General features: G+C 68.7%; 17 protein-coding genes. 5 read left to right on the top strand and 12 right to left on the bottom strand.

All coding sequences use genetic code 11. The annotated features are described in order from the left end of the window. Positions 1–57 precede the first annotated feature (57 nt). A complete protein-coding gene (locus OWC43_RS15760) occupies positions 58–1587 on the top strand; it encodes a DEAD/DEAH box helicase (RefSeq protein ID WP_393957351.1) in 1530 nt (509 codons plus the stop codon). 145 nt (positions 1588–1732) lie between these two features. Beyond that, entirely contained in the window at positions 1733–2788 is a 1056-nt protein-coding gene (locus OWC43_RS15755; protein ID WP_137830929.1) for a GGDEF domain-containing protein, read from the top strand. 114 nt (positions 2789–2902) lie between these two features. On the opposite strand, the gene OWC43_RS15750 is transcribed toward OWC43_RS15755, so the two are convergent. Next, positions 2903–3277, bottom strand: coding sequence for a HesB/IscA family protein (locus OWC43_RS15750; RefSeq protein ID WP_393957349.1), 375 nt, complete (start codon positions 3275–3277; stop codon positions 2903–2905). A gap of 154 nt (positions 3278–3431) precedes the next feature. On the opposite strand from OWC43_RS15750, the gene OWC43_RS15745 reads away from it, so the two are divergent. Then, on the top strand, positions 3432–4019 hold the full coding sequence (locus OWC43_RS15745) for a Uma2 family endonuclease (protein WP_137830927.1): 588 nt from the start codon (positions 3432–3434) through the stop codon (positions 4017–4019). Positions 4020–4023: 4 nt separating this feature from the next. Here OWC43_RS15745 and OWC43_RS15740 read toward each other — a convergent pair whose 3' ends face one another. The 7 genes from OWC43_RS15740 to OWC43_RS15710 all read right to left on the bottom strand — a co-directional run bounded on the left by OWC43_RS15740 (position 4024) and on the right by OWC43_RS15710 (position 11297). Continuing rightward, complete coding sequence (locus OWC43_RS15740) at positions 4024–4407, bottom strand: SUF system Fe-S cluster assembly protein (RefSeq protein ID WP_137830926.1); 384 nt, start codon at positions 4405–4407, stop codon at positions 4024–4026. A gap of 66 nt (positions 4408–4473) precedes the next feature. Continuing rightward, a complete protein-coding gene (locus OWC43_RS15735) occupies positions 4474–5718 on the bottom strand; it encodes a cysteine desulfurase (RefSeq protein WP_137830925.1) in 1245 nt (414 codons plus the stop codon). Positions 5719–6018: 300 nt separating this feature from the next. Further along, positions 6019–7341: a SufD family Fe-S cluster assembly protein gene (locus tag OWC43_RS15730; protein ID WP_393957348.1), complete on the bottom strand. Its 1323-nt coding sequence runs from the start codon at positions 7339–7341 to the stop codon at positions 6019–6021. Continuing rightward, positions 7341–8093, bottom strand: a complete 753-nt coding sequence (gene sufC, locus OWC43_RS15725; protein WP_137830923.1) for a Fe-S cluster assembly ATPase SufC — start codon at positions 8091–8093, stop codon at positions 7341–7343. The genes OWC43_RS15730 and sufC overlap by 1 nt, the downstream gene beginning before the upstream one ends. Before the next feature lie 41 nt (positions 8094–8134). Then, positions 8135–8584, bottom strand: coding sequence for a hypothetical protein (locus OWC43_RS15720; protein WP_393957346.1), 450 nt, complete (start codon positions 8582–8584; stop codon positions 8135–8137). Beyond that, a complete protein-coding gene (gene sufB / locus OWC43_RS15715; RefSeq protein WP_137830921.1) occupies positions 8581–10050 on the bottom strand; it encodes a Fe-S cluster assembly protein SufB in 1470 nt (489 codons plus the stop codon). The genes OWC43_RS15720 and sufB overlap by 4 nt, the downstream gene beginning before the upstream one ends. Positions 10051–10124: 74 nt before the next feature. Next, positions 10125–11297 carry a cysteine desulfurase family protein gene (locus tag OWC43_RS15710; RefSeq protein WP_393957345.1) on the bottom strand — a complete coding sequence of 391 codons (1173 nt, stop codon included), beginning with the start codon at positions 11295–11297 and terminating at the stop codon, positions 10125–10127. Positions 11298–11594: 297 nt separating this feature from the next. Between OWC43_RS15710 and OWC43_RS15705 the strand changes: the two genes are divergently transcribed. Continuing rightward, the gene (locus tag OWC43_RS15705; protein WP_056237741.1) at positions 11595–12251 is read left to right on the top strand and encodes an alpha/beta hydrolase; all 657 of its coding nucleotides are present in this window, start codon (positions 11595–11597) and stop codon (positions 12249–12251) included. A 335-nt stretch (positions 12252–12586) separates the two neighbouring features. On the opposite strand, the gene OWC43_RS15700 is transcribed toward OWC43_RS15705, so the two are convergent. From OWC43_RS15700 to OWC43_RS15685, 4 genes are all read right to left on the bottom strand, one after another. Next, positions 12587–12874 carry a Fis family transcriptional regulator gene (locus OWC43_RS15700; RefSeq protein WP_393957344.1) on the bottom strand — a complete coding sequence of 96 codons (288 nt, stop codon included), beginning with the start codon at positions 12872–12874 and terminating at the stop codon, positions 12587–12589. After that, entirely contained in the window at positions 12871–13233 is a 363-nt protein-coding gene (locus tag OWC43_RS15695; RefSeq protein ID WP_393957342.1) for a type II toxin-antitoxin system RelE/ParE family toxin, read from the bottom strand. Before OWC43_RS15695 ends, OWC43_RS15700 begins: the two co-directional genes overlap by 4 nt. Positions 13234–13254: 21 nt before the next feature. Next, positions 13255–17346 (bottom strand): Pls/PosA family non-ribosomal peptide synthetase, encoded by a 4092-nt coding sequence (locus OWC43_RS15690; protein ID WP_393957341.1) that lies wholly within the window; start codon positions 17344–17346, stop codon positions 13255–13257. Between the two features lie 301 nt (positions 17347–17647). Continuing rightward, positions 17648–18244, bottom strand: coding sequence for a histidine phosphatase family protein (locus OWC43_RS15685; protein WP_137830916.1), 597 nt, complete (start codon positions 18242–18244; stop codon positions 17648–17650). A 137-nt stretch (positions 18245–18381) separates the two neighbouring features. On the opposite strand from OWC43_RS15685, the gene OWC43_RS15680 reads away from it, so the two are divergent. Beyond that, entirely contained in the window at positions 18382–19464 is a 1083-nt protein-coding gene (locus OWC43_RS15680; RefSeq protein ID WP_393957339.1) for a polyphosphate kinase 2 family protein, read from the top strand. The last annotated feature ends 60 nt before the right edge of the window (positions 19465–19524 follow it).

The following is a 19524-nucleotide window of genomic DNA, read 5'->3' as shown; positions in this document are numbered from 1 at the left end:
AACGCGCCCGGCCCCTACCGACCGGCCGATCCCAAGCGCGATGGTTCCCTGCCCCAGATGTCTTTTGCCGATCTCGGACTGAGCGACAAGGTCCTCCAGGCCGTCACCGCCGCCGGCTATACCGAGCCGACGCCGATCCAGGCCCAGGCGATCCCGCACGTGCTGGCCCGCCGCGACGTTCTCGGCATCGCCCAAACCGGCACCGGCAAGACCGCGGCCTTCACCCTGCCGATGCTGACCATGCTGGAATCGGGCCGCGCCCGCGCCCGCATGCCGCGCACGCTCATCCTGGAGCCGACCCGCGAACTCGCCGCTCAGGTCGAGGAGAATTTCGAGCGCTACGGCACCAACCACAAGCTCAACGTCGCGCTCATCATCGGCGGCGTCTCCTTCGCCGACCAGGATGCCAAGCTCACCCGCGGCACCGACGTGCTGATCGCCACGCCGGGCCGGCTGCTCGACCATTTCGAGCGCGGCAAGCTGCTGCTCACCGGCGTCGAGCTCCTCGTCATCGACGAGGCCGACCGCATGCTCGACATGGGCTTCATCCCCGACATCGAGCGCATCGTGAAGATGGTGCCGTTCACGCGCCAGACCCTGTTCTTCTCCGCGACCATGCCGCCGGAGATCGAGCGGCTGGCCGACATGTTCCTGTCGAACCCGCAGCGGGTCGAGGTCAGCCGCCCGGCCTCGGCCGCGACCACCATCGAGCAGCGCCTCGTGGCGACCGGCGCCGAGGGTCACGAGAAGCGGAAGGTGCTGCGCCAGCTCATCCGCGCGGCGGACGAGCTCCAGAACGGCATCATTTTCTGCAACCGCAAGCGCGACGTGGCGCAGCTGCAGAAGTCGCTGGCCAATCACGGCTTCAACGCCGCCGCGCTCCACGGTGACATGGACCAGCGGGCCCGCATGGCCGCCCTCGACGGCTTCCGCAGCGGCGAGGTGCCCCTGCTCGTGGCCTCCGACGTCGCCGCCCGCGGCCTCGACATCCCGGCGGTGAGCCACGTCTTCAACTTCGACGTGCCGCATCACCCGGAGGATTACGTCCACCGCATCGGCCGCACCGGACGGGCCGGCCGCTCCGGCCACGCCTTCACCCTGGCGAGCCGCTCCGACGAGCGCTCGCTCTCGGCGATCGAATCCCTGATCGGCCAGCCGATCGCGTGGCTCGACGGCGACCTCGCGAGCCTTCCCGAGGCGAGCGAGGACGAGTCCGAGCCGCGCCGCCGCCGCGGTGCCCGGCGCGGCGCCAAGGGATCGTCGGACAGGAGTTCCTCGGACCGGGGCTCCCCCGAGCGGGACGGTGCCAGGGCCGAAGGCGCGCGTTCGGAGGGCCGCGGGCGCTCCGGCCGCCGCGCCGGCGGCGAGCGCACCCGCTCCGAGGAGCCGCGTCGCGAGGCAGAACCGCGCCGGGAGGCCGAGCCCGTCGCCCCTGTCCGGGAGCCCCGCCGCGCGAACGAGCCCCGCGGTCGAAACGAGCCGCGCGGCCGTCACCGCGACGAGGACGACGATACGCCGGTCGGTCTGGGCTCCCACGTGCCCGCCTTCCTGCTGAAGCCGACCGCTCCCCGCAAGAGCAAGGACTGATCCCGGCCACCGCGGGGAAGGGGCTGGGCCGGTCCGGGATCGCATCCCGGCCCCGGATTCCTGGGGGGCCTTAACGTCCTGGCGAGGATCGCCGAGCGATACTCTGGGCAGGACGATCCTCGTCCGGAGGAGCGGAAATCGCCGGATGAGCCCCGACCTCGACCGTGAGCGCAGCCTCGCTCTGGCGCAGCGCAGCTTCGAGCTGATGCGCGACTACTGCACCTGCGCGACCCCGCGCGCCTACGCGGTCTGGTACACCTACGTGGCCGGCAGCCAGCCGCTCATGAACGACGCGATCAAGCGCCTGACCACGCAGAACGGCACGCTGACCAGCGCCGATATCGACCAGCTCCACGATACCTATATCGACGGGCGCCGCCTCGCGCTCGAGATGGACCGGGTGAACTCGACCCTCATCGCCGAGGTCGAGGGCATCATGGAGATGATCGACGTGTCGGTCCGCTCCACGGCCCAGTACGGCGAGTCGCTCCAGGCCTTCACCCACGACATCGCCAACGCCGCGACCAGTCGGACGCGGCTCAGGGAGGTGGTCTCCACGATCATCGCCAACACCCGCGACGTGACGGCGAACAACCGCACCCTCGAAGCCCGCATGCGCGAGAGCCGCAACGAGATCGAGACCCTGCGCGAGACGCTCGAGGCGACACGGCTCGAGAGCCTGACCGATCCGCTGACGGGGCTGGGAAATCGCAAGAGCTTCGAAGAGGGCCTGCGCCGGGAGATCGATGCGGGGGCGAGCCACCGGCCGTCGAGCCTGATCGTGCTCGACATCGACTATTTCAAGCGCTTCAACGACCTCTACGGCCACCTGACCGGCGATCAGGTGCTGCGCCTCGTCGCCATCGTGATGCGCGAGCATATCGGCCAGAAGGGTGCGACCCTCGCCCGCTTCGGCGGCGAGGAATTCGGCATCGTCCTCCCGGAGGTCGATCTGGCCACCGCCCGCGAGATCGCCGAGCGGGTGCGCACCAGCGTGACCGGGCGGGAGCTGGTCAAGCGCTCCACCGGCGAATCGCTCGGCAAGGTCACGGTCTCGCTCGGCGTCGCCCAGCAGCGCCCGGACGACAACGCGGTCTCGCTGCTGGAACGGGCCGATGCCTGCCTGTTCGCGGCCAAGCGGGCCGGACGCAACCGGACCATCGACGAGATCCAAGCCGCCGCCCTGCCGAACGTGGCCTGATCCGGGCGAGCCGCCTCACATTCGAAGCCGTCGCGTCGTCGCCTCGGAGAGGATCCGGAGCGACGCGCCCGTATCCTGGACCCCGGCCCGCATTCGCGGCGGGCTTCGTCAGCCTCAGGCCGGGACGGGGACCCGGTCCGGGGTGACGGGCGTGATCGCCACTGACTCGCCGCAGCCGCAGGCGGAGGTCTGGTTCGGGTTGTTGAACACGAACTGCGACGACAGCTTGTTGGTCTGGAAATCCATCTCGGTGCCGAGCAGGAACAGCACCGCCTTGGGATCGATGAAGACGGTCACGCCGCGATCCTCGATCATGTCCTCGCCGGGCTTGCGCTCCTCGGCATATTCCATCGTGTAGGACATGCCGGCGCAGCCGCCGTTCTTCACGCCGACGCGCAGGCCCGCGATCGGCCGGTCGGCATCAGCCATGATGGCCTTGATCCGATCCGCGGCGCGGTCGGTCAGCGAGATTACCTTGAAACCTGACATGGTTGTCTCTCTCCTGCGGCCGGGTTCAAGGCCCGGGCGGGTGAGTTGGTCGAACATATCGGAAGATAAGCATCCGGCGGGCAAGGGTCCACCGGAGGGTCCCTGCGCCGCACGCATTCCGGCGTGCTATGCTTCCGCAGTCACGGAGGGTGCGATGGCCGATCCTGCGCGGCGGCGGATGACGCCGGAAGAGTTCTTCGAATGGCAATCGGCCCAAGACGGGCTCTACGAACTCGTCGACGGCGTGCCGGTACCGCATGTGAAGATGATGACCGGCGCGAGCGTTCAGCACGACCGCGCGACCGTGAACATCATCGTCAGCCTCGGCGTGCAATTGCGCGGATCCGGCTGCCGCCCGACGACCGACGACGTCGCGCTACGCACCAGCATCGCCACGATCCGGCGGCCCGACGTGACGGTGGAATGCGGCGAACTCATCCGCGACACTTACGAGAACCGTTCGCCGCGTCTCGTCGTCGAAGTGCTGTCGCCCTCGACGACGAACATCGATCGGTTCCGCAAGCTCGACGAGTACAGGCGCCACCCCACCCTCGCCTACATTCTCCTCGTCGAGACGCGCTTTTCCAGCACCGTACTCTACCGCCGTGAGGGTGAGGCATGGCTGGAAGAGAGCTTCGAGGCACCGGATGCCGTCATCGACTTGCCGGCGATCGGTGCGCGTCTGACGCTCGCCGACATCTACGAAGACGTTGTCTTCGAGCCGGGCCGCCCGGCGCGGTGACGGGCTACCACATGTCGAGCGCGACGCGGGCCTCGTCGGACATCCGGCTCTGGTCCCACGGCGGATCGAACACCATCGTGACCTGACAAGACTGGACGCCCGGCACCGCCGTGACGGCGTTCTCGACCCAGCCCGGCATCTCGCCGGCCACCGGGCAGCCCGGGGCGGTCAGGGTCATGTCGATCAGCACACGCCGGTCGTCCTCGATCTGGACGCGGTAGATCAGGCCGAGTTCGTAGATGTCGGCGGGAATCTCCGGGTCGTAGACCGATTTGAGGGCGGCGACGATGTCGTCGGTCAGGCGGTCGATCTCCTCCGCGGGGATCGCCGAGGCCGCCGCGAGGGCGGGGGTGTTGTTGCCGCCGGTGATCGTATCGTCTGCGCTCATCGCAACCTCTCCTCCGGCCCGCGGAGGCCGGCCCCTGCCGGCTTCCGCGATCGGACTAGTATAAAATCAGGCGAACAGCATCTCGGCCTTGGTCAGCGCCGCGGCCAGGGCGTCGATCTCGTCGGTCGTATTATACAGACCGAACGAGGCGCGACAGGTCGAGGTGACGCCGAAGCGGTTCAGCAGCGGCATGGCGCAATGCGTCCCCGCCCGCACCGCCACGCCCTGCCGGTCGATGATGGTGGCGACGTCGTGGGCATGGGCGCCCTTCATCTCGAAGGCGATCACGCCGCCCTTGTCCTTGGCCTTGCCGATCAGCGTCAGGGAATTCATCGCGCCGAGGCGCTCCTGCGCGTAGGCCGTCAGCGCCGCCTCGTGCGCCTCGATCCGATCGCGCCCGAGCGTCATCATGAATTCGAGCGCGGCGCCCAGCCCCACCGCCTCGATGATCGCCGGCGTGCCCGCCTCGAAGCGGTGCGGCGGATCGTTGTAGCTGATCGCGTCCTGGGTCACCGTGCGGATCATCTCGCCGCCGCCCTGGTAGGGCGGCAGCCGGTCCAGCCATTCCTTCTTGCCGTAGAGCACGCCGATGCCGGTCGGCCCGTAGACCTTGTGGCCGGTGAACACGAAGAAGTCGCAGTCGAGCGCCCGCACGTCGACCGCGCGGTGGACGGCGCTCTGGGCGCCGTCGAGCAGCACCGGCACGCCGTGGGCGTGGGCGATGCGCACGATCTCCTCGGCCGGCGTCACCGTGCCGAGCACGTTCGACATGTGGGTGATCGCGACCATCTTGGTGCGCGGCGTGAAGAGCTTTTCGTACTCTTCGACCAGGAAGTTGCCCTCGTCGTCCACCGGCGCCCACTTGATCACGGCACCCTTGCGCTCGCGCAGAAAGTGCCAGGGGACGATGTTGGAGTGGTGCTCCATGATCGAGAGGATGATCTCGTCCCCCTCCCCGATCAGCCCGGCCTGGCCCATCGACGACGCGACGAGGTTGTAGGCCTCCGTCGCGTTGCGGGTGAAGATGATCTCGTCGGTCGAGGCCGCGTTGAGGAATTGGCGCGTGGTCTCGCGGGCGCCCTCGAACCCCTCGGTCGCCGCGTTGGCCATGTAATGCAGGCCGCGATGGACGTTGGCGTAGCCGGTCTGCATGCACGAGACCATGGCGTCGATCACCGCCTTGGGCTTCTGCGAAGAGGCCGCGTTGTCGAGATAGACCAGCGGTTTGCCGTAGACCTTCTCGGAGAGGATCGGGAATTCCCGACGGATCGCCTCGACGTCGTAGGGGGTGGGGCGGACGGGTGCGTTCATCGTCTCGACCTTGAAGCGTGACGGCCAAGGTGCCGCCGATCCCGCTCCTTCCCTCATCCCGAGGTGCCGGAGCGAAGCGGAAGGCTTTGGGCGAGCCCTCCAGATATCACTGCGATCCCTGAAGCCCTCCTTCGAGGCTGAGCTGACGCTCAGCATCTCCGGACGAGGGTTCAGGGTTGGACCCATGCGATGCGCGTGACCCCTCCCCCGTCTCCCGTCGGGCTTGCCCGACTGGAGCATTCAGGATGCGGATATCGGGCGCGCCCGATATCCGTGGGGGAGGGTTGAAGGCGGTGTGCCCTACCCTCTGGCCTTCAGCCAAGCCTCGATCCCGCCGATCAGCGCCTCGCGGGCACCCTCGTGGGTCACCGCCTCCACCGCCTCGCCGACGAAGGCCTGGACCAGCAGGCTCTCGGCGGTGGCGCGCGGCAGGCCGCGGGCCATGAGGTAGAACAGCAGCTCGTCGTCCGGCGCGCCGCAGGTCGCGCCGTGGCCGCAGGCGACGTCGTCGGCGAAGATCTCCAGCTCCGGCTTGTTCATCATCTGCCCCTCGTCCTTGAGGAGCAGGCAATCGGACTTCATCTTGCCGTCGGTCTGCTGCGCGACCTGGCGAACGATGATCTTGCCCTGGAACACGCCGGTGGCTTCGCCGTCGATCACCGTCTTGAACATCTCGCGGCCCACCCCGCCCGTCGCCGCGTGGTCGGCCAGCAGGGTCGAATCCGCGAGCTGCCCGTCGCCCAGCAACGCCGCGCCGTTGACGACCGCGTTGGCGTCCTCGCCCGCGATGTGCAGGTAGAGCTGGTGGCGCGAGAGCTTGGCGCCGGTCACGAGATTGACCGTCTCGAGCTGCGCCCGCGCGTCGAGCCGCACGGAGAGCGTCGACAGGGCGATGGCGGCGTCGCCCTCCCGGTTGATCCGGCTGTGGCGGAAGGCAGCCTCCTCGCCGATGTGCACGTCGAGGGCATCGTTGGGCTGATAGATCAGTCCGGACGGCCCCTCATGGCTCTCCAGCAGGAAGAACTCCGCGCCCGCGCCGAGATCGACCAGCACGCGGGTCGCCGTCGAGAACGATGTCGCGCCGGTACCGACGAAGCGCAGATGGATCGGTGTCGCGGGCTTGGCGCCGGCGGCCACCGAGATCAGCGCGCCGTCCGCCAGGAAGGCGGTGTTGAGCTGATAGACCGGATTCTCGCGCACCTGCTCGACGGGGGCGAGGAGCTTCAGGCGGGCATCGCCCTTCCCCATCGCCTCGTTGAGCGGCGTGACGGTCACGCCCTCGGGCAACCGGTCGAGATCCGACAGGGCGGCGACGAGATGGCCGTTGACGAAGGTGAGGCGCGCGGCCTCGACCTCGCGGAAGCCCGTGGCACCGGCGACCGCGGCCTTGGCGGCGTCCTCGGACGGGGCCTCGGCGGGCGGGGCGGCCTCGGTGATGGCGGCGCGCAGGTCCGTGTACTTGAACGCCTCGACCCGGCGGCTCGGCAGGCCGGTCGCCTCGAAGAAGCGGAACGCCTCCTCGCGGCTGATGGCCTGCTCGCTGGCAAACGCCGCGCGCGAGGACTCGAACAGCTTGGACAGCCCGGCCTCGGCGGGGGAGCGGAGATTGGTGACGTCGGCCATCACGCCGCCTCGCTGGTGCGGTACTCGGCGTAGCCGGAGGCCTCGAGTTCGAGCGCCAGCTCCTTGCCGCCGGTCTTCACGATCTGGCCCTTCGACATGACGTGCACGGTGTCGGGCACGATGTGGTTGAGGAGCCGCTGATAGTGGGTGATGACGAGGAACGAGCGGCCTTGCGCCCGCAGCGCGTTCACGCCCTCGGAGACGATGCGCAGCGCGTCGATGTCGAGGCCGGAATCGGTCTCGTCGAGCACGCAGAACTTCGGCTGCAGCAGCGCCATCTGCAGGATTTCCATGCGCTTCTTCTCGCCGCCGGAGAAGCCGACGTTGAGCGCGCGCTTGAGCATCTCCTTGTTGATCTCGAGCTTGTCGGCGGCGCCGTTCACCGCGCGAATGAACTCGGGGGTCGACAGCTCGTCCTCGCCGCGCGCCTTGCGCTGCGCGTTGAGGCAGGCCTTGAGGAAGGTCATCGTGCCCACGCCCGGGATTTCCAGCGGGTACTGGAAGGCCAGGAAGATGCCGGCGGCGGCGCGCTCGTCGGCCGCCATCTCCAGCACGTTCTGCCCGTCGAGCAGGATCTCGCCGTCGAGGACCTCGTAGTCCTCCTTGCCGGCGATGACGTAGGAGAGCGTCGACTTGCCGGAGCCGTTCGGGCCCATGATCGCGGCGACCTCGCCGTCGTTCACGGTGAGGTTCAGGCCGTTGAGGATGCGGTTGTCCTCGATCTGTACGACGAGGTTCTTGATTTCCAGCATGTCAGTTCACGTCCATATTCGATGTTCAGTTCGCTCGATGACTATTTATCAGCTGCGCTGTAAAACTCATCGAGCTCAAAGTATCCACAGCTCCCGATCCAGAACGTATTCCTCGTTTGGGGCGCCTTGGTGAGCGCAACGGTCAGCAACCTTCGCTGAGACGCCGCCTGAAAGAGAGAAGTGCCGAGACCGCAATTCCCCCCCTCATTGCCACCTGAGGTCTGAATTCGGATTTTGCGATCCAGTTTGCCCTTGATCGTCTTGACCACCATTGCGTCGCCGAAAACCTCCGGCTCGCCGCGCCTGGCATCCGGAATCTCGACGCGATCGACACGAAGGGTCGCGACGATCTCCGCTTGGTCGAGGCGATAGGCCCGCCTTTCCTCGTCCGTCTTGAGACGGAGAGGAAAGGGGCAATCGCAAGCCTGCGCCCGACCAGCCGACGCGGCGGCTGCCACGACCAGCATCGCGGCAGCCGGCGTCCGTCTCATCCCACCGAGCCTTCGAGGCTGATCGAGATCAGCTTCTGGGCCTCCACCGCGAACTCCATCGGAAGCTGCTGCAGCACGTCGCGGACGAAGCCGTTGACGATGAGCGCGGTCGCCTCCTCCTCGGAGAGGCCGCGCTGCTGGCAGTAGAACTTCTGGTCCTCGGAGATCTTCGAGGTGGTGGCCTCGTGCTCGAAGACGGCGGACGCGTTCTTCGACTCGATGTAGGGCACGGTGTGCGCCCCGCACTGGTCGCCGATCAGCAAGCTGTCGCAATTGGTGAAGTTGCGCGCGCCCTTGGCCTTCTTGTGGGCCGAGACGAGCCCGCGATAGGTGTTCTGCGAACGCCCGGCCGAGATGCCCTTGGAGATGATCCGGCTGGTGGTGTTCTTGCCCAGATGGATCATCTTGGTGCCGGAATCGACCTGCTGCATCCCGTTCGACACCGCGATCGAGTAGAACTCTCCGCGGGAATCGTCACCCCGAAGGATGCAGGACGGGTATTTCCAGGTGATCGCCGAGCCGGTCTCGACCTGCGTCCACGAGATCTTCGAGCGGGCGCCGCGGCAATCGCCGCGCTTCGTCACGAAGTTGTAGATGCCGCCCTTGCCCTCGTTGTCGCCGGGGTACCAGTTCTGGACGGTCGAGTACTTGATCTCGGCATCCTCCAGGGCGACCAGCTCGACCACGGCGGCGTGGAGCTGGTTGTCGTCGCGCTTCGGGGCGGTGCAGCCCTCCAGATACGAGACGTAGGAGCCCTTGTCCGCGATGATGAGGGTGCGCTCGAACTGCCCCGTGTCGCGCTCATTGATGCGGAAGTAGGTCGACAGCTCCATCGGGCAGCGCACGCCCGGCGGGATGTAGACGAACGAACCGTCCGAGAACACGGCGGAGTTCAGGGTGGCGAAGAAGTTGTCGGTCACCGGCACGACCGAGCCGAGATACTTCTTCACGAGATCGGGATACTCGCGGATGGCCTCGGAGATCGGCATGAAGATCACGCCGGCCTTCTCGAGTTCCTTTTTGAAGGTGGTCGCCACCGAGACCGAATCGAACACCGCATCGACCGCGACCCGGCGCTCGGGGGCGATGCCCTCCAGGGCCTCGACCTCGCGCAGGGGGATGCCGAGCTTCTCGTAGGTCTTGAGGATCTCGGGATCGATCTCGTCGAGCGATTCCGGCCCCTTCCGCTTCGGCGCGGCGTAATAATAGATGTCGTTATAGTCGACGCGGTCGTATTCCACGCGCGCCCACTCCGGCTCCTTCATGGTGAGCCAGCGCTTGTAGGCGTCGAGGCGCCATTCGAGCATCCATTCGGGCTCGTTTTTACGCGCCGAGATGAAGCGGATCACGTCCTCGGAGATGCCCTTCTCGGACTTCTCCATCTCGATGACGGTCTCGAACCCGTACTTGTACTGGTCAATGTCGATCGAACGAACGCGATCGATGGTCTCCTGCACAGCAGGCATTCAGCCTCTCCTCACCGACTCCGGTTTCAAGGACCGGGGGTTTCAACGAAAGCAATGGCTTGGGCGGGCGGCGCTCAGGCAGCCTGCCCTCGCCGTCGATATAGGGACGACACGACCCGTTCGAACCCCTCTAAGAAGCGTTGCAGGTCGTCCTCGTCCGAATTCCAGCCGAAACTCACGCGCAGCGCCCCTGCGGCGAGCGCGGGGCTCACGCCCATCGCGCCGAGCACCGGCGAGCGGGCGACCTTGCCCGAGGCACAGGCCGAGCCCGAGGAAACGGCCACGCCGGCCAGATCCAGGGCGATCAGGGCGGTCGCCGCCTCCAGTTCCGGTACGGCGAAGCTCAGCGTGTTCGGCAGCCGCTCGGCCCCCGCCCCGAAGACCACCGCTTCGGGCGCGAGCGCCCGCACCCCGGCTTCGAGCCGATCGCGCAGGGTGGCGAGGCGTAGGCCCTCGGCGGCGAGCGCCGCGTGGGCGATTCGCCCCGCCTCGCCCATGCCGACGATCCCGGGCAAGTTCTCGGTGCCGCAGCGCAGCCGTGCCTCCTGGCCACCGCCGCGCAGGAGCGGCGCCTCCAGGCTCACGCCCTCGGCGAGCACCAGGGCGCCGACCCCCTTGGGCGCCGCGAACTTGTGGCCCGACAGGGTCAGGGCATCGAGCCCGAGGGCGTCGAGGCTCAGGGGAATCTTTCCGACCGCCTGCACCGCGTCGCTGTGAACCAGCGCCTGTCCGTGGGCGCGGGCGAGCCGCACGATCGCCGCGAGGGGCTGCACCGCGCCGGTCTCGTTGTTGGCCGCGTGGACCGAGATCAGCACGGCCTCGTCGCGGCAGGCATCCAGGCGATCCGCGAGAACATCGAGGCGAAGCGTGCCGGCCGCATCCACCGGCAGGATCTCGACCATCGTGTCGGGGAACCGATGGCCCACGGCGACGCAAGCGTGCTCGGTCGCCGAGATCATCAGCCGGGTCGGCGCGGGCATGCCCCGGCGGCGCAAGGCCCCCGACAGGACGGTGTTGGCGGCTTCCGTGCCGCCGCTCGTGAAGACGACCCGTTCCGGTGCCGCCCCGACCAGGGCCGCCACCCTCGCGCGGGCCTCCTGCAGGGCCTGACGCGCCGCCCGCCCCTCGGCATGGACCGAGGACGGATTGCCCGGCAGCGTCAGCGCGCGCGCGACCGCCGCCGCGACCGCCGGCCGTGCCGGAGAGGTCGCGTTGTGGTCGAGGTAACTGCGCGCTGCCCTGTCCATCCGTCGCCTGAACTGTCTTCGCCGACCTTTGGCCGCCCTCTGTCCGCCGCGCGAACCCGCGATTTCCTTGATTTCGCCCCCCTTCCCCATGCTAAGGCGCCCGCAACGGCGCCCTCAACGCAGGGACGAGGCTTCGAAACACTCTATCTTAGAACAATTCTAATTACCTAGAATTATTCTAAGACGCTTGTAGAAGGCGCGCCGAGCGAGTCAAGGCAGGGTCGGCACGTGCCGGCCGCCGAACCCGTGTCGTTCCCGGCGCGTTCCGGGCAGGCACGGGATCCACCTGAGGACACCATGCCCGAAGTCATCTTTTCCGGCCCCGCCGGCCGCCTCGAAGGCCGCTACCAAGCGCCCAAGAAGAAGGGCGCCCCGATCGCGATCGTGCTGCATCCCCACCCCCAGTTCGGGGGCACGATGAACAATCAAATCGTGTACAATCTTTTCTACACCTTCGCCAATCGCGGATTCGCAGCCCTGCGCTTCAATTTCCGTGGGGTCGGGCGCAGCCAGGGCGCGTTCGATCACGGCTCTGGCGAGCTGTCGGACGCCGCCGCCGCCCTCGACTGGGTGCAGTCGGTCAATCCGGAGGCCAAGTCCTGCTGGATCGCGGGCGTGTCGTTCGGTTCCTGGATCGGCATGCAGTTGCTGATGCGCCGCCCGGAGATCGAGGGCTTCATCTCCATCGCCGCCATGGCCAACCGCTACGACTTCACCTTCCTGGCGCCCTGCCCCTCCTCCGGCCTGTTCGTGCACGGCTCGGAGGATCGCGTGGCCCCGGCCCGCGAGGTGATCCCGGTGATCGAGAAGGTGAAGACGCAGAAGGGCGTCATCATCGAGCACCAGATGGTCGAGGGCGCCAACCACTTCTTCGACGGCAAGGTCGACGAGCTGACCCAGACGGTCGACACCTATCTGGACAAGCGCCTCGGGGGGAAGACCGAGGCGGCGTGAGGCGGGCATTCACGGCGGCTTCAGCCTTTGACGGTCGCCGTGAAGTCCGACCATTGCTCGACGCGAAAAGCACGCAGGTCCCGGACCGAAGCGGGAAACCAGGGCAGCGCCTTGAGCGCCATGATGGCCGCGAACAGCTGAGCGAGATCCTCGCCCTGGCTGATGTAGAGGCTGCCCTGAATCCGGTCGAAGCCGTGGCTCGCGAGTGCCGTCCGGATATCGCCGTAGGCCTACGGAACGCCTTTCGGATGATGCGCCTGCGTCTCCGCGACCACCAGCAGGCTGCCCCGTGCACCCGCCACACGGCAGCCCCCATCCAGGCGTTCAGTCGGTCCTCAGACGAGTTCGACCCGCAATTCCCGGCCCACCGCCCGCGCCGCACGGACCAGGGTTTCCAACGTCGCGCCGCCGCTCGATGGGTCAAGCAGGCGATCGACCTGGGCACGGCTCGTCTGCATGCGTTCGGCCATCTGGACCTTGCTGATCTTCTGCCGCTTCATCTCGGCGGCGATCTGCTCGGCGATGACGCTCTTGGCCGCGGCCGCGGTAACCACCTCGGTGAGGCCCTCTTCGTCCAGCCAGCTCTCGAAGCTCGACCCAATATGAAGGTTGTCCGCGTTCATCCGATGATGTCCTTCAGGCGCTGCCGTGCCAGATCGAGATCCGCCGACGGGGTCCGCTGAGCCTTCTTGATGAAGGCGTGCAGGGCGATCAGTCGCCCTTCGTGGAAGCCGAACAGCAGGCGGGCTTCGCGCCGGCTCGGAAGCGTGGACCGCACCTCGAACAACCCGCCCGACATCGGACGACAAAACGGCAGACCGATCGGCCAGCCGAGTTGAACACGGCGGACATCGAAGCCGACGACCCGCTTGTCCTCCGGCGGCAACGCCCTCAGCCAGTCGCGGACCGGCTCGTGCCCCGCCGCGGTCCGATAGAATGCGAGAGGGATGGCGGCACGGGAGGCATACGTCGATCGTACCAAAATTGGTACGATCGACAAGGCTCATGCCGCCTTCGCCGCTCCCTCCGCCGCCCCATGCACCACCGGCACGGCGGGCGCGCCCTCCCATTGCGAGTGCGGGGGAATCGACTCGCCCTTCATCACGATGGTGAGGGGCCGCAGCCGCGCGTAATCGCCGACATGGCTGTCGTAGAGGACGGTGGAGAAGGCGCCGACCGAGACGCCGTTGCCGATGGCGACCCGGCCGACCTTCATGATCCGGTCCTCGTAGAGGTGGGTCTGGAGCGCCGCCGAGCGGTTGATGGCGGCAAAGTCGCCGATCGACACGCAGTCGAACTCGGTGATGTCGGTCATGAGCAGGCAGGCGCCCCGGCCGACCCGCACGCCGAACAGCCGCAGCACCCAGGGCAGGAACGGCGTGCCCATCAGGTGTTCCAGGAGCACCTTGCCGGCCAGCCCCCAATATGCCACCGCGATGGCCTCCGTGCGCATCGCCCACCACGACCACATCGGCCGCATGCCGGGCCGGTAGCGCCCCATCAGGAGCCATTTCAGGCCGATCACCGTCGAGGTCTGGATCAGCGCGATGACGACGCTCGCCACCACGAACGACACCGCGAGGCCGAGCCAGTCGCCTTCCAGGATCGCGGGATAGAACACCCAGTCGATCGCGCAGATGGCGAGCGACAGGTAGAGCATCGGCGAGAACGAGGTGGCGAAGGCCTCGAACAGGCCGCGCCGCAGCTTGGCCCCGACGCTCGGCTCGAAGGTCTGACTGGCGGAGCCGAGATCGACCTTCTGGCGCACCGGCAGGCGGATCGGCGGCGAGCCGAACCACGTCTCGCCCGGATGCATCATGGCATTGGCCGGCGGCTTCGACTTGATGCCGATCAGCACGTCGTCGGGGATCGTGGCGCCGGGGGGAAGAACGCCGTCATTGCCGACGAAGACGCGGGCGCCGGTCTCGACCGGGTGAAGGTGCATCCAGCCGCGGCGGATCTCCTCTTCGCCCACCACCACCTCGTCGGCGACGAAATTGTTGGCGCCGACCGAGACGAGGTCGTGGCGCGAGCCGAGATTGGTCGAGATCTCGGCGCCCTTGCCCATGCGGGCGCCCATCAGGCGGTACCACGCCCGCATGTAGACGGTGGCGAAAAGCGAGGAGAGGGTCTCCAGGGTGACTTCCGCGGCGAGCGCCACGAGCCACTTGCGGAGGTAGAAGCCCGACCAGATCGAGTAGGTGCCGTGGCGCGCCCGCGGCAGCACCGCCCAGCGGATGCCGGAGATCAGCAGCACCGTGCCCGCCGTCATCAGCATGGCGGTGGGCCATGTCAGCAGCGGCAGATAGGCGTGGTAATCCACGTCCGTCATCTCGGAGAGCCGGTCCGAGATCTGGTCGAAGATGTAGAAGGCCGGGAAGATCGGCAGCAGCCCGACCGCGGGGACCGCCGCGAGCAGGAAGGCGTAGACGGCGCCGAAGGCCGCCCGCCGCGCCGGCGAGGCGGTGGCCGGCTCGGGCAGGGCAGCGAAATCGACGGTGCCGACCCGGCGGCCCGGCGAGCCGTCCCAGGATTCGGCGGTGCCGACCGTGGTGCCCGCCGGCACGGTGGTGAGATCGGCGATCTCGGCGTGATCCTCGATCACCGTGTTGTGGCCAATGACGCAGGAGGTGCCGATGGCGACGTCCTCGCCGATGGCCACGGGACCGATCACGAGCTCGTTGCCGACGACCTCGGCATTGGCGATCACGAGCCGCCCGCCGAGGGAGGCGCCGCGGCCGATGGTCAGCAGGTCCGGCGCGCCGACATCGAGGTCGGAGATCAGCACGTCCTCGCCGATCTTGGCGCCGAGGAGCCGCAGATAGGTGGCGATGACGGGCGAACCCTGAAGCCACTTGATGTGCACGAGCGGCGTCAGGCGCTGCGCCAGCCACCAGCGGTAATAGTAGACGCCCCAGAGCGGGTAGCGTCCCGCCTTCGTCCGCCCGAGGATCAGCCACTTGGCCAGGATCGCGACCGTCGCCGTCACCGCATTGATGCCGATATAGACGAGCAGCAGAACCGCGAGTTCGCCCCAGAAGCCGAGCCCGCCGCCGGTCAGCAGCAGGTAGGTGACGAAGATGCCGAGCCACTGCGCGGTGGCCAGCGCGATCACGAAGGGCAGGGCCACGGCCTGGGCCAGCCCGCACAGGGCGCGACGCAGGAGCGGGGGCGGGTCGAAGCCGAGATCCTGGACGGCCGTCTCGGCGCCGACACCGCCGGTGCGCTCGATCAGGTTCGACGCCATCACCCGCAACGTGCGGCCGGCATAGACGTCCTGCAGGGTGATGCCGGCGAGGGCGGGCGTCTCGCGCACCGCACCGACGAAGCGGGCGGCGAGCAGCGAGTGGCCGCCGAGTTCGGAGAAGAAGTCGGCGTTCAGCCCGATCGGCTGCTCGCCGAAGATCCGTTTGGCGGCGGCCAGCAGCGCGGCCTCGGTCTCGTTGTCGGGCTCCTCCTGCTCGCCCTCGCTCGTCGCGACGGTCAGCGGCGCGATCTTGAGCGCCTTGCGGTCGACCTTACCGGAGGTGAGACGCGGCAGGGTCTCCACCGCTTCGAAATGGCCCGGCACCATGTAGGGCGGCATCTGCGCCGCCAGATCCTTTCGGAGTTTGCCCCGATCGAGATCGACGCCGCGTTCGGGGACCAGGAAGGCGACGAGGCGGTCGACCTCGTCGTCGCGGCGCAGCACCACCGCGGCTTGGTTGACGCCCTCCTCCGCCCGGATCCGCGCCTCGATCTCGCCGAGCTCCACGCGGAAGCCGCGGATCTTGACCTGATCGTCGATGCGGCCGTGGAAGACGATGTCGCCGTCCGTCGTCATCGAGACGGCGTCGCCCGAGCGGTAGAGCACCGGATCGGTGCCGTCGGAGGCGTAGGGGTTGGCGACGAATTTTTCCGCCGTCAGCTCCGGGCGCTTGAGATAGCCCTTGGCGACGCCGGGGCCGCCGATCAGCAACTCCCCCTGCTCGCCGGGTTTCAGGAGGTTCAGCGCCTCGTCGGCGACGTAGACGGAATAGTTCGGGATCGGGCCGCCGATGGTGACGGGCACGCCCGGCCGCATCTCGGCGGCGGTGGCCACCACGGTCGCCTCGGTCGGGCCGTAGGTGTTGAACAGGCGCCGCTCGGGCGTCGCCCAACGCGCCACCAGCGGCTCGGGCAGGGCCTCGCCGCCCAGCAGCACGAGGCGGACGGTGGGCAGGTCGCCGGGGATCATGGCGAGCAAGGTCGGCACCGTGTCGAGCACGGTGACGCCGGCGCGCGCGATCAGGCCGGGCAGCGCCTCGACATCGCCCATCATGGCCGGGCTCGCCACGTAGAGGCAGGCGCCCACCAGGTAGGGCACCCAGATCTCCTCCATCGAGAGATCGAAGGCGACGGACGCCCCCTGGAACACCACATCCTCGGGCGCCATGCCGTAGACGGCGTTTCCCGAGCGCAGGAAGTGGCAGATATTGGCGTGGCTGATGACGATGCCCTTCGGCACGCCGGTCGAGCCCGAGGTGTAGATCAGGTAGGCCGGGTGCTCGGGCATCAGGCCCGCCGCGTCGAGGTCCGGAGCGGCTGCGCCTTCCGCCGCCGCGCCCAACAATTCGGCGGTGGTGAGCGGTGCCACCCCCTCCGGCGCCTGCGGGCGCAGGGCGTCGGAGACCAGCAGCGCCTTGGCCTCCGCATCGGAGAGGCAGACCGCGACCCGGTCGGCGGGGGCCTCGGCGTCGAAGGGAAGCCAGGCCGCGCCCGATTTGGCGATGGCGATCTGGGCGATCAGCAGATCGGTGCCGCGGGCCATCCAGAGGCCGACCACGTCGCCCGGCCCGATCCCGCGCGCGGCCAGGGCCGCGGCGAGCCGGTCGGAGCGGGCATCGACCGCGCCGTAGGTCAGGACGGGCGGGCGCCCGTCGGGCCCGGAGGCGGCCGCGTCGATCAGGCAGGGGGCCTGCGCGCTGGCCCGGGCGCTGTCGCGGAAGAGCGACGCCAGGGTTTCGCGGCGGATCAGGTCGGGGCGCGCCGGCCCGCGCAGGATCGCCCGGCCCGTGGGCGGCCCTGCGCCCGCGCTCTCCGGCCGGGTCCGGCTCTTCTCGGTGAGACCGTCCATCCGCTGCTCCGTGCCGGCTCCGCCGGCCGATGGGTCGATGATCCGTCCGCGCCCCCGCGGCTTTCGCCTGATAACGCACCGCACGGGGCGCTTTTGCGACGGGATCGCGCCGCCTTCCGGCCCTCGGAGGCGTCCCATACACCTGCTGACCGGCGAAGGAACCCGGTCGACCGCCCGTGGACCCCGGCACGGATGGGCGCCGAACCGGAGAGGAGGGCGGGGACATCCGAGACGCGTCTTGCGAGACGGATCTTGCGAGAAGGGCTTGGACGCATGGCCGCAGCGCCGCCGCGCGGCGCGTTCAGGTCCAGCGCCACCCCTCGGCGTCGAGGACGAGGACGCTGCCCTGGCGGATGCCCATCCGCACCGCGGCACGGATGTCGAGATGGCCGAGGATGACGAGGAGCGCGCGGGCGACGCCGCCATGGGAGACCATCACGGTGGGGCGGCGCAGCTCGGCCACGACCTCCTCCACCCGGGCCTCGACCATGGCGTAGCTCTCGGCATTGTCGCCGCGCGGACGGTAGCCCCAGCGGTCGCGGTCGCGGGCGAGGGCCCCTGCCGGGTCGCGCCGCCGGATCTCGGCCCAGGTATGGCCCTCCCAGCTGCCGAAGCCGATCTCCCGCAGGCGCGGGTCGGTGCGGTAGCCCGTCGGCGGCAGGCCGATGCGGGCGCGCGCGGTCTCCATGGTCCGGCGGGTGCGCAGCAGCGGGCTCGCCACGTAGTCGGCGGTGGGCAACACCGCCCCGGCCACGCGCCGCAGCCGCTCCGCCGCCTCCCCGGCCTGCGCGAGGCCGTGGGCGTTGAGATCGATGTCGCGATGCCCCTGAAGCCGTCCTTCCGCATTCCAATCGGTCTGGCCGTGGCGCAGGAAGTAGATCGTCGGCGTCTCGCTCACGCCGCCCGGCTCCCGGCAGGCGGTCCCGCCAGACCGGGGCGGGAACGGCGGGGGCGACGCGTCTGTTTGGGGCTCAAAGCTTCCCCTCCCCGCGGGCCTCAGCCCCGCGATCGGCTCACGAGCGAGTGATCTTCGGCATGAGCAAGACGAACGGCAAGGACGCGGACGGCCCGGAGACGGGGAAAAACCGGGAAACAGCGTCGCAGGGTGACGCGGAGCACACGGGCAAGACGAAGGGCAAGAGGGCCGAGAACAGGGCGGAGAAGGCCGACGCGGAGACCCGGAAGGACGCGCGAAAGGCGCGCGCCGACCATCACCCGCCCTCCTCCGCCGCCTGGGCGCGGGCCGTGGATGCCGGGATGGGCGGCACCGCGCCGAGCCTGTCGCCGCATCTGCATCCGCGCCTGCCGCGGCCCGCCCCCGGCATCGTCACGGTGGAGCCCGGCACGCGCTTCTCCCTCGCCTCGGTCGATCCCGACGCCACCGGCGGCCTCGACAAGGCCGAGGCCAAGGTGGCGCTCGCCGGGGAGCACGCGCGGATCAAGGCGTGGCAGGAGAAGCTCTATGCCGAGCATCGCCGCTCGCTCCTCGTGGTGTTCCAGGCGATCGACACCGGCGGCAAGGACGGCACCATCCGCTCGGTGCTGGAGGGCGTGAACCCGCAAGGGTGCCGGGTCTGGTCGTTCAAGGTGCCGAGCGCGGAGGAACTCGATCAGGATTTCCTCTGGCGCTACCACGCCAAGGCGCCGGGCCGCGGCCTCATCGGCGTGTTCAACCGCAGCCATTACGAGGACGTTCTGGTGGTGCGGGTGAAGGGGCTCGTCCCCGAGGAGACGTGGCGCGAGCGCTACGGCCTGATCAACGATTTCGAGCGGCTGCTGACGCTCTCCGGCACGACGATCCTGAAGTTCTTCCTGCACATCTCCAAGGACGAGCAGAAGGAGCGCCTGGAGGCGCGCCTCGAAGACGCGGAAAAGCACTGGAAGTTCGACCCCGCCGACCTCGTCGAGCGGAAGAGCTGGGACGCCTACCGCACCGCCTTCGACGACGCACTCTCGCGCTGCTCGACCCCCTACGCCCCCTGGCACGTGGTTCCGGCCAACCGCAAATGGGCCCGCAATCTCATGGTGGCCCGCACCATCGCCGACACCCTGGAGGCGATGGACCCGCGCTTTCCCCCGCCGCGGGAGGGACTCGAGGGCCTCAAGGTGCCGGATTGAGGCGCAGCGGTCACGGTCCGGGTCGTCCCGCGATCGTCGACGCAGCGGGCGGAGGAGGAT

The sequence above is a fragment of the Methylorubrum sp. POS3 genome, from assembly GCF_043352485.1.
In the GTDB taxonomy this organism is placed as follows: domain Bacteria; phylum Pseudomonadota; class Alphaproteobacteria; order Rhizobiales; family Beijerinckiaceae; genus Methylobacterium; species Methylobacterium suomiense.
This window is presented reverse-complemented; position numbering and strand designations above follow the sequence as displayed.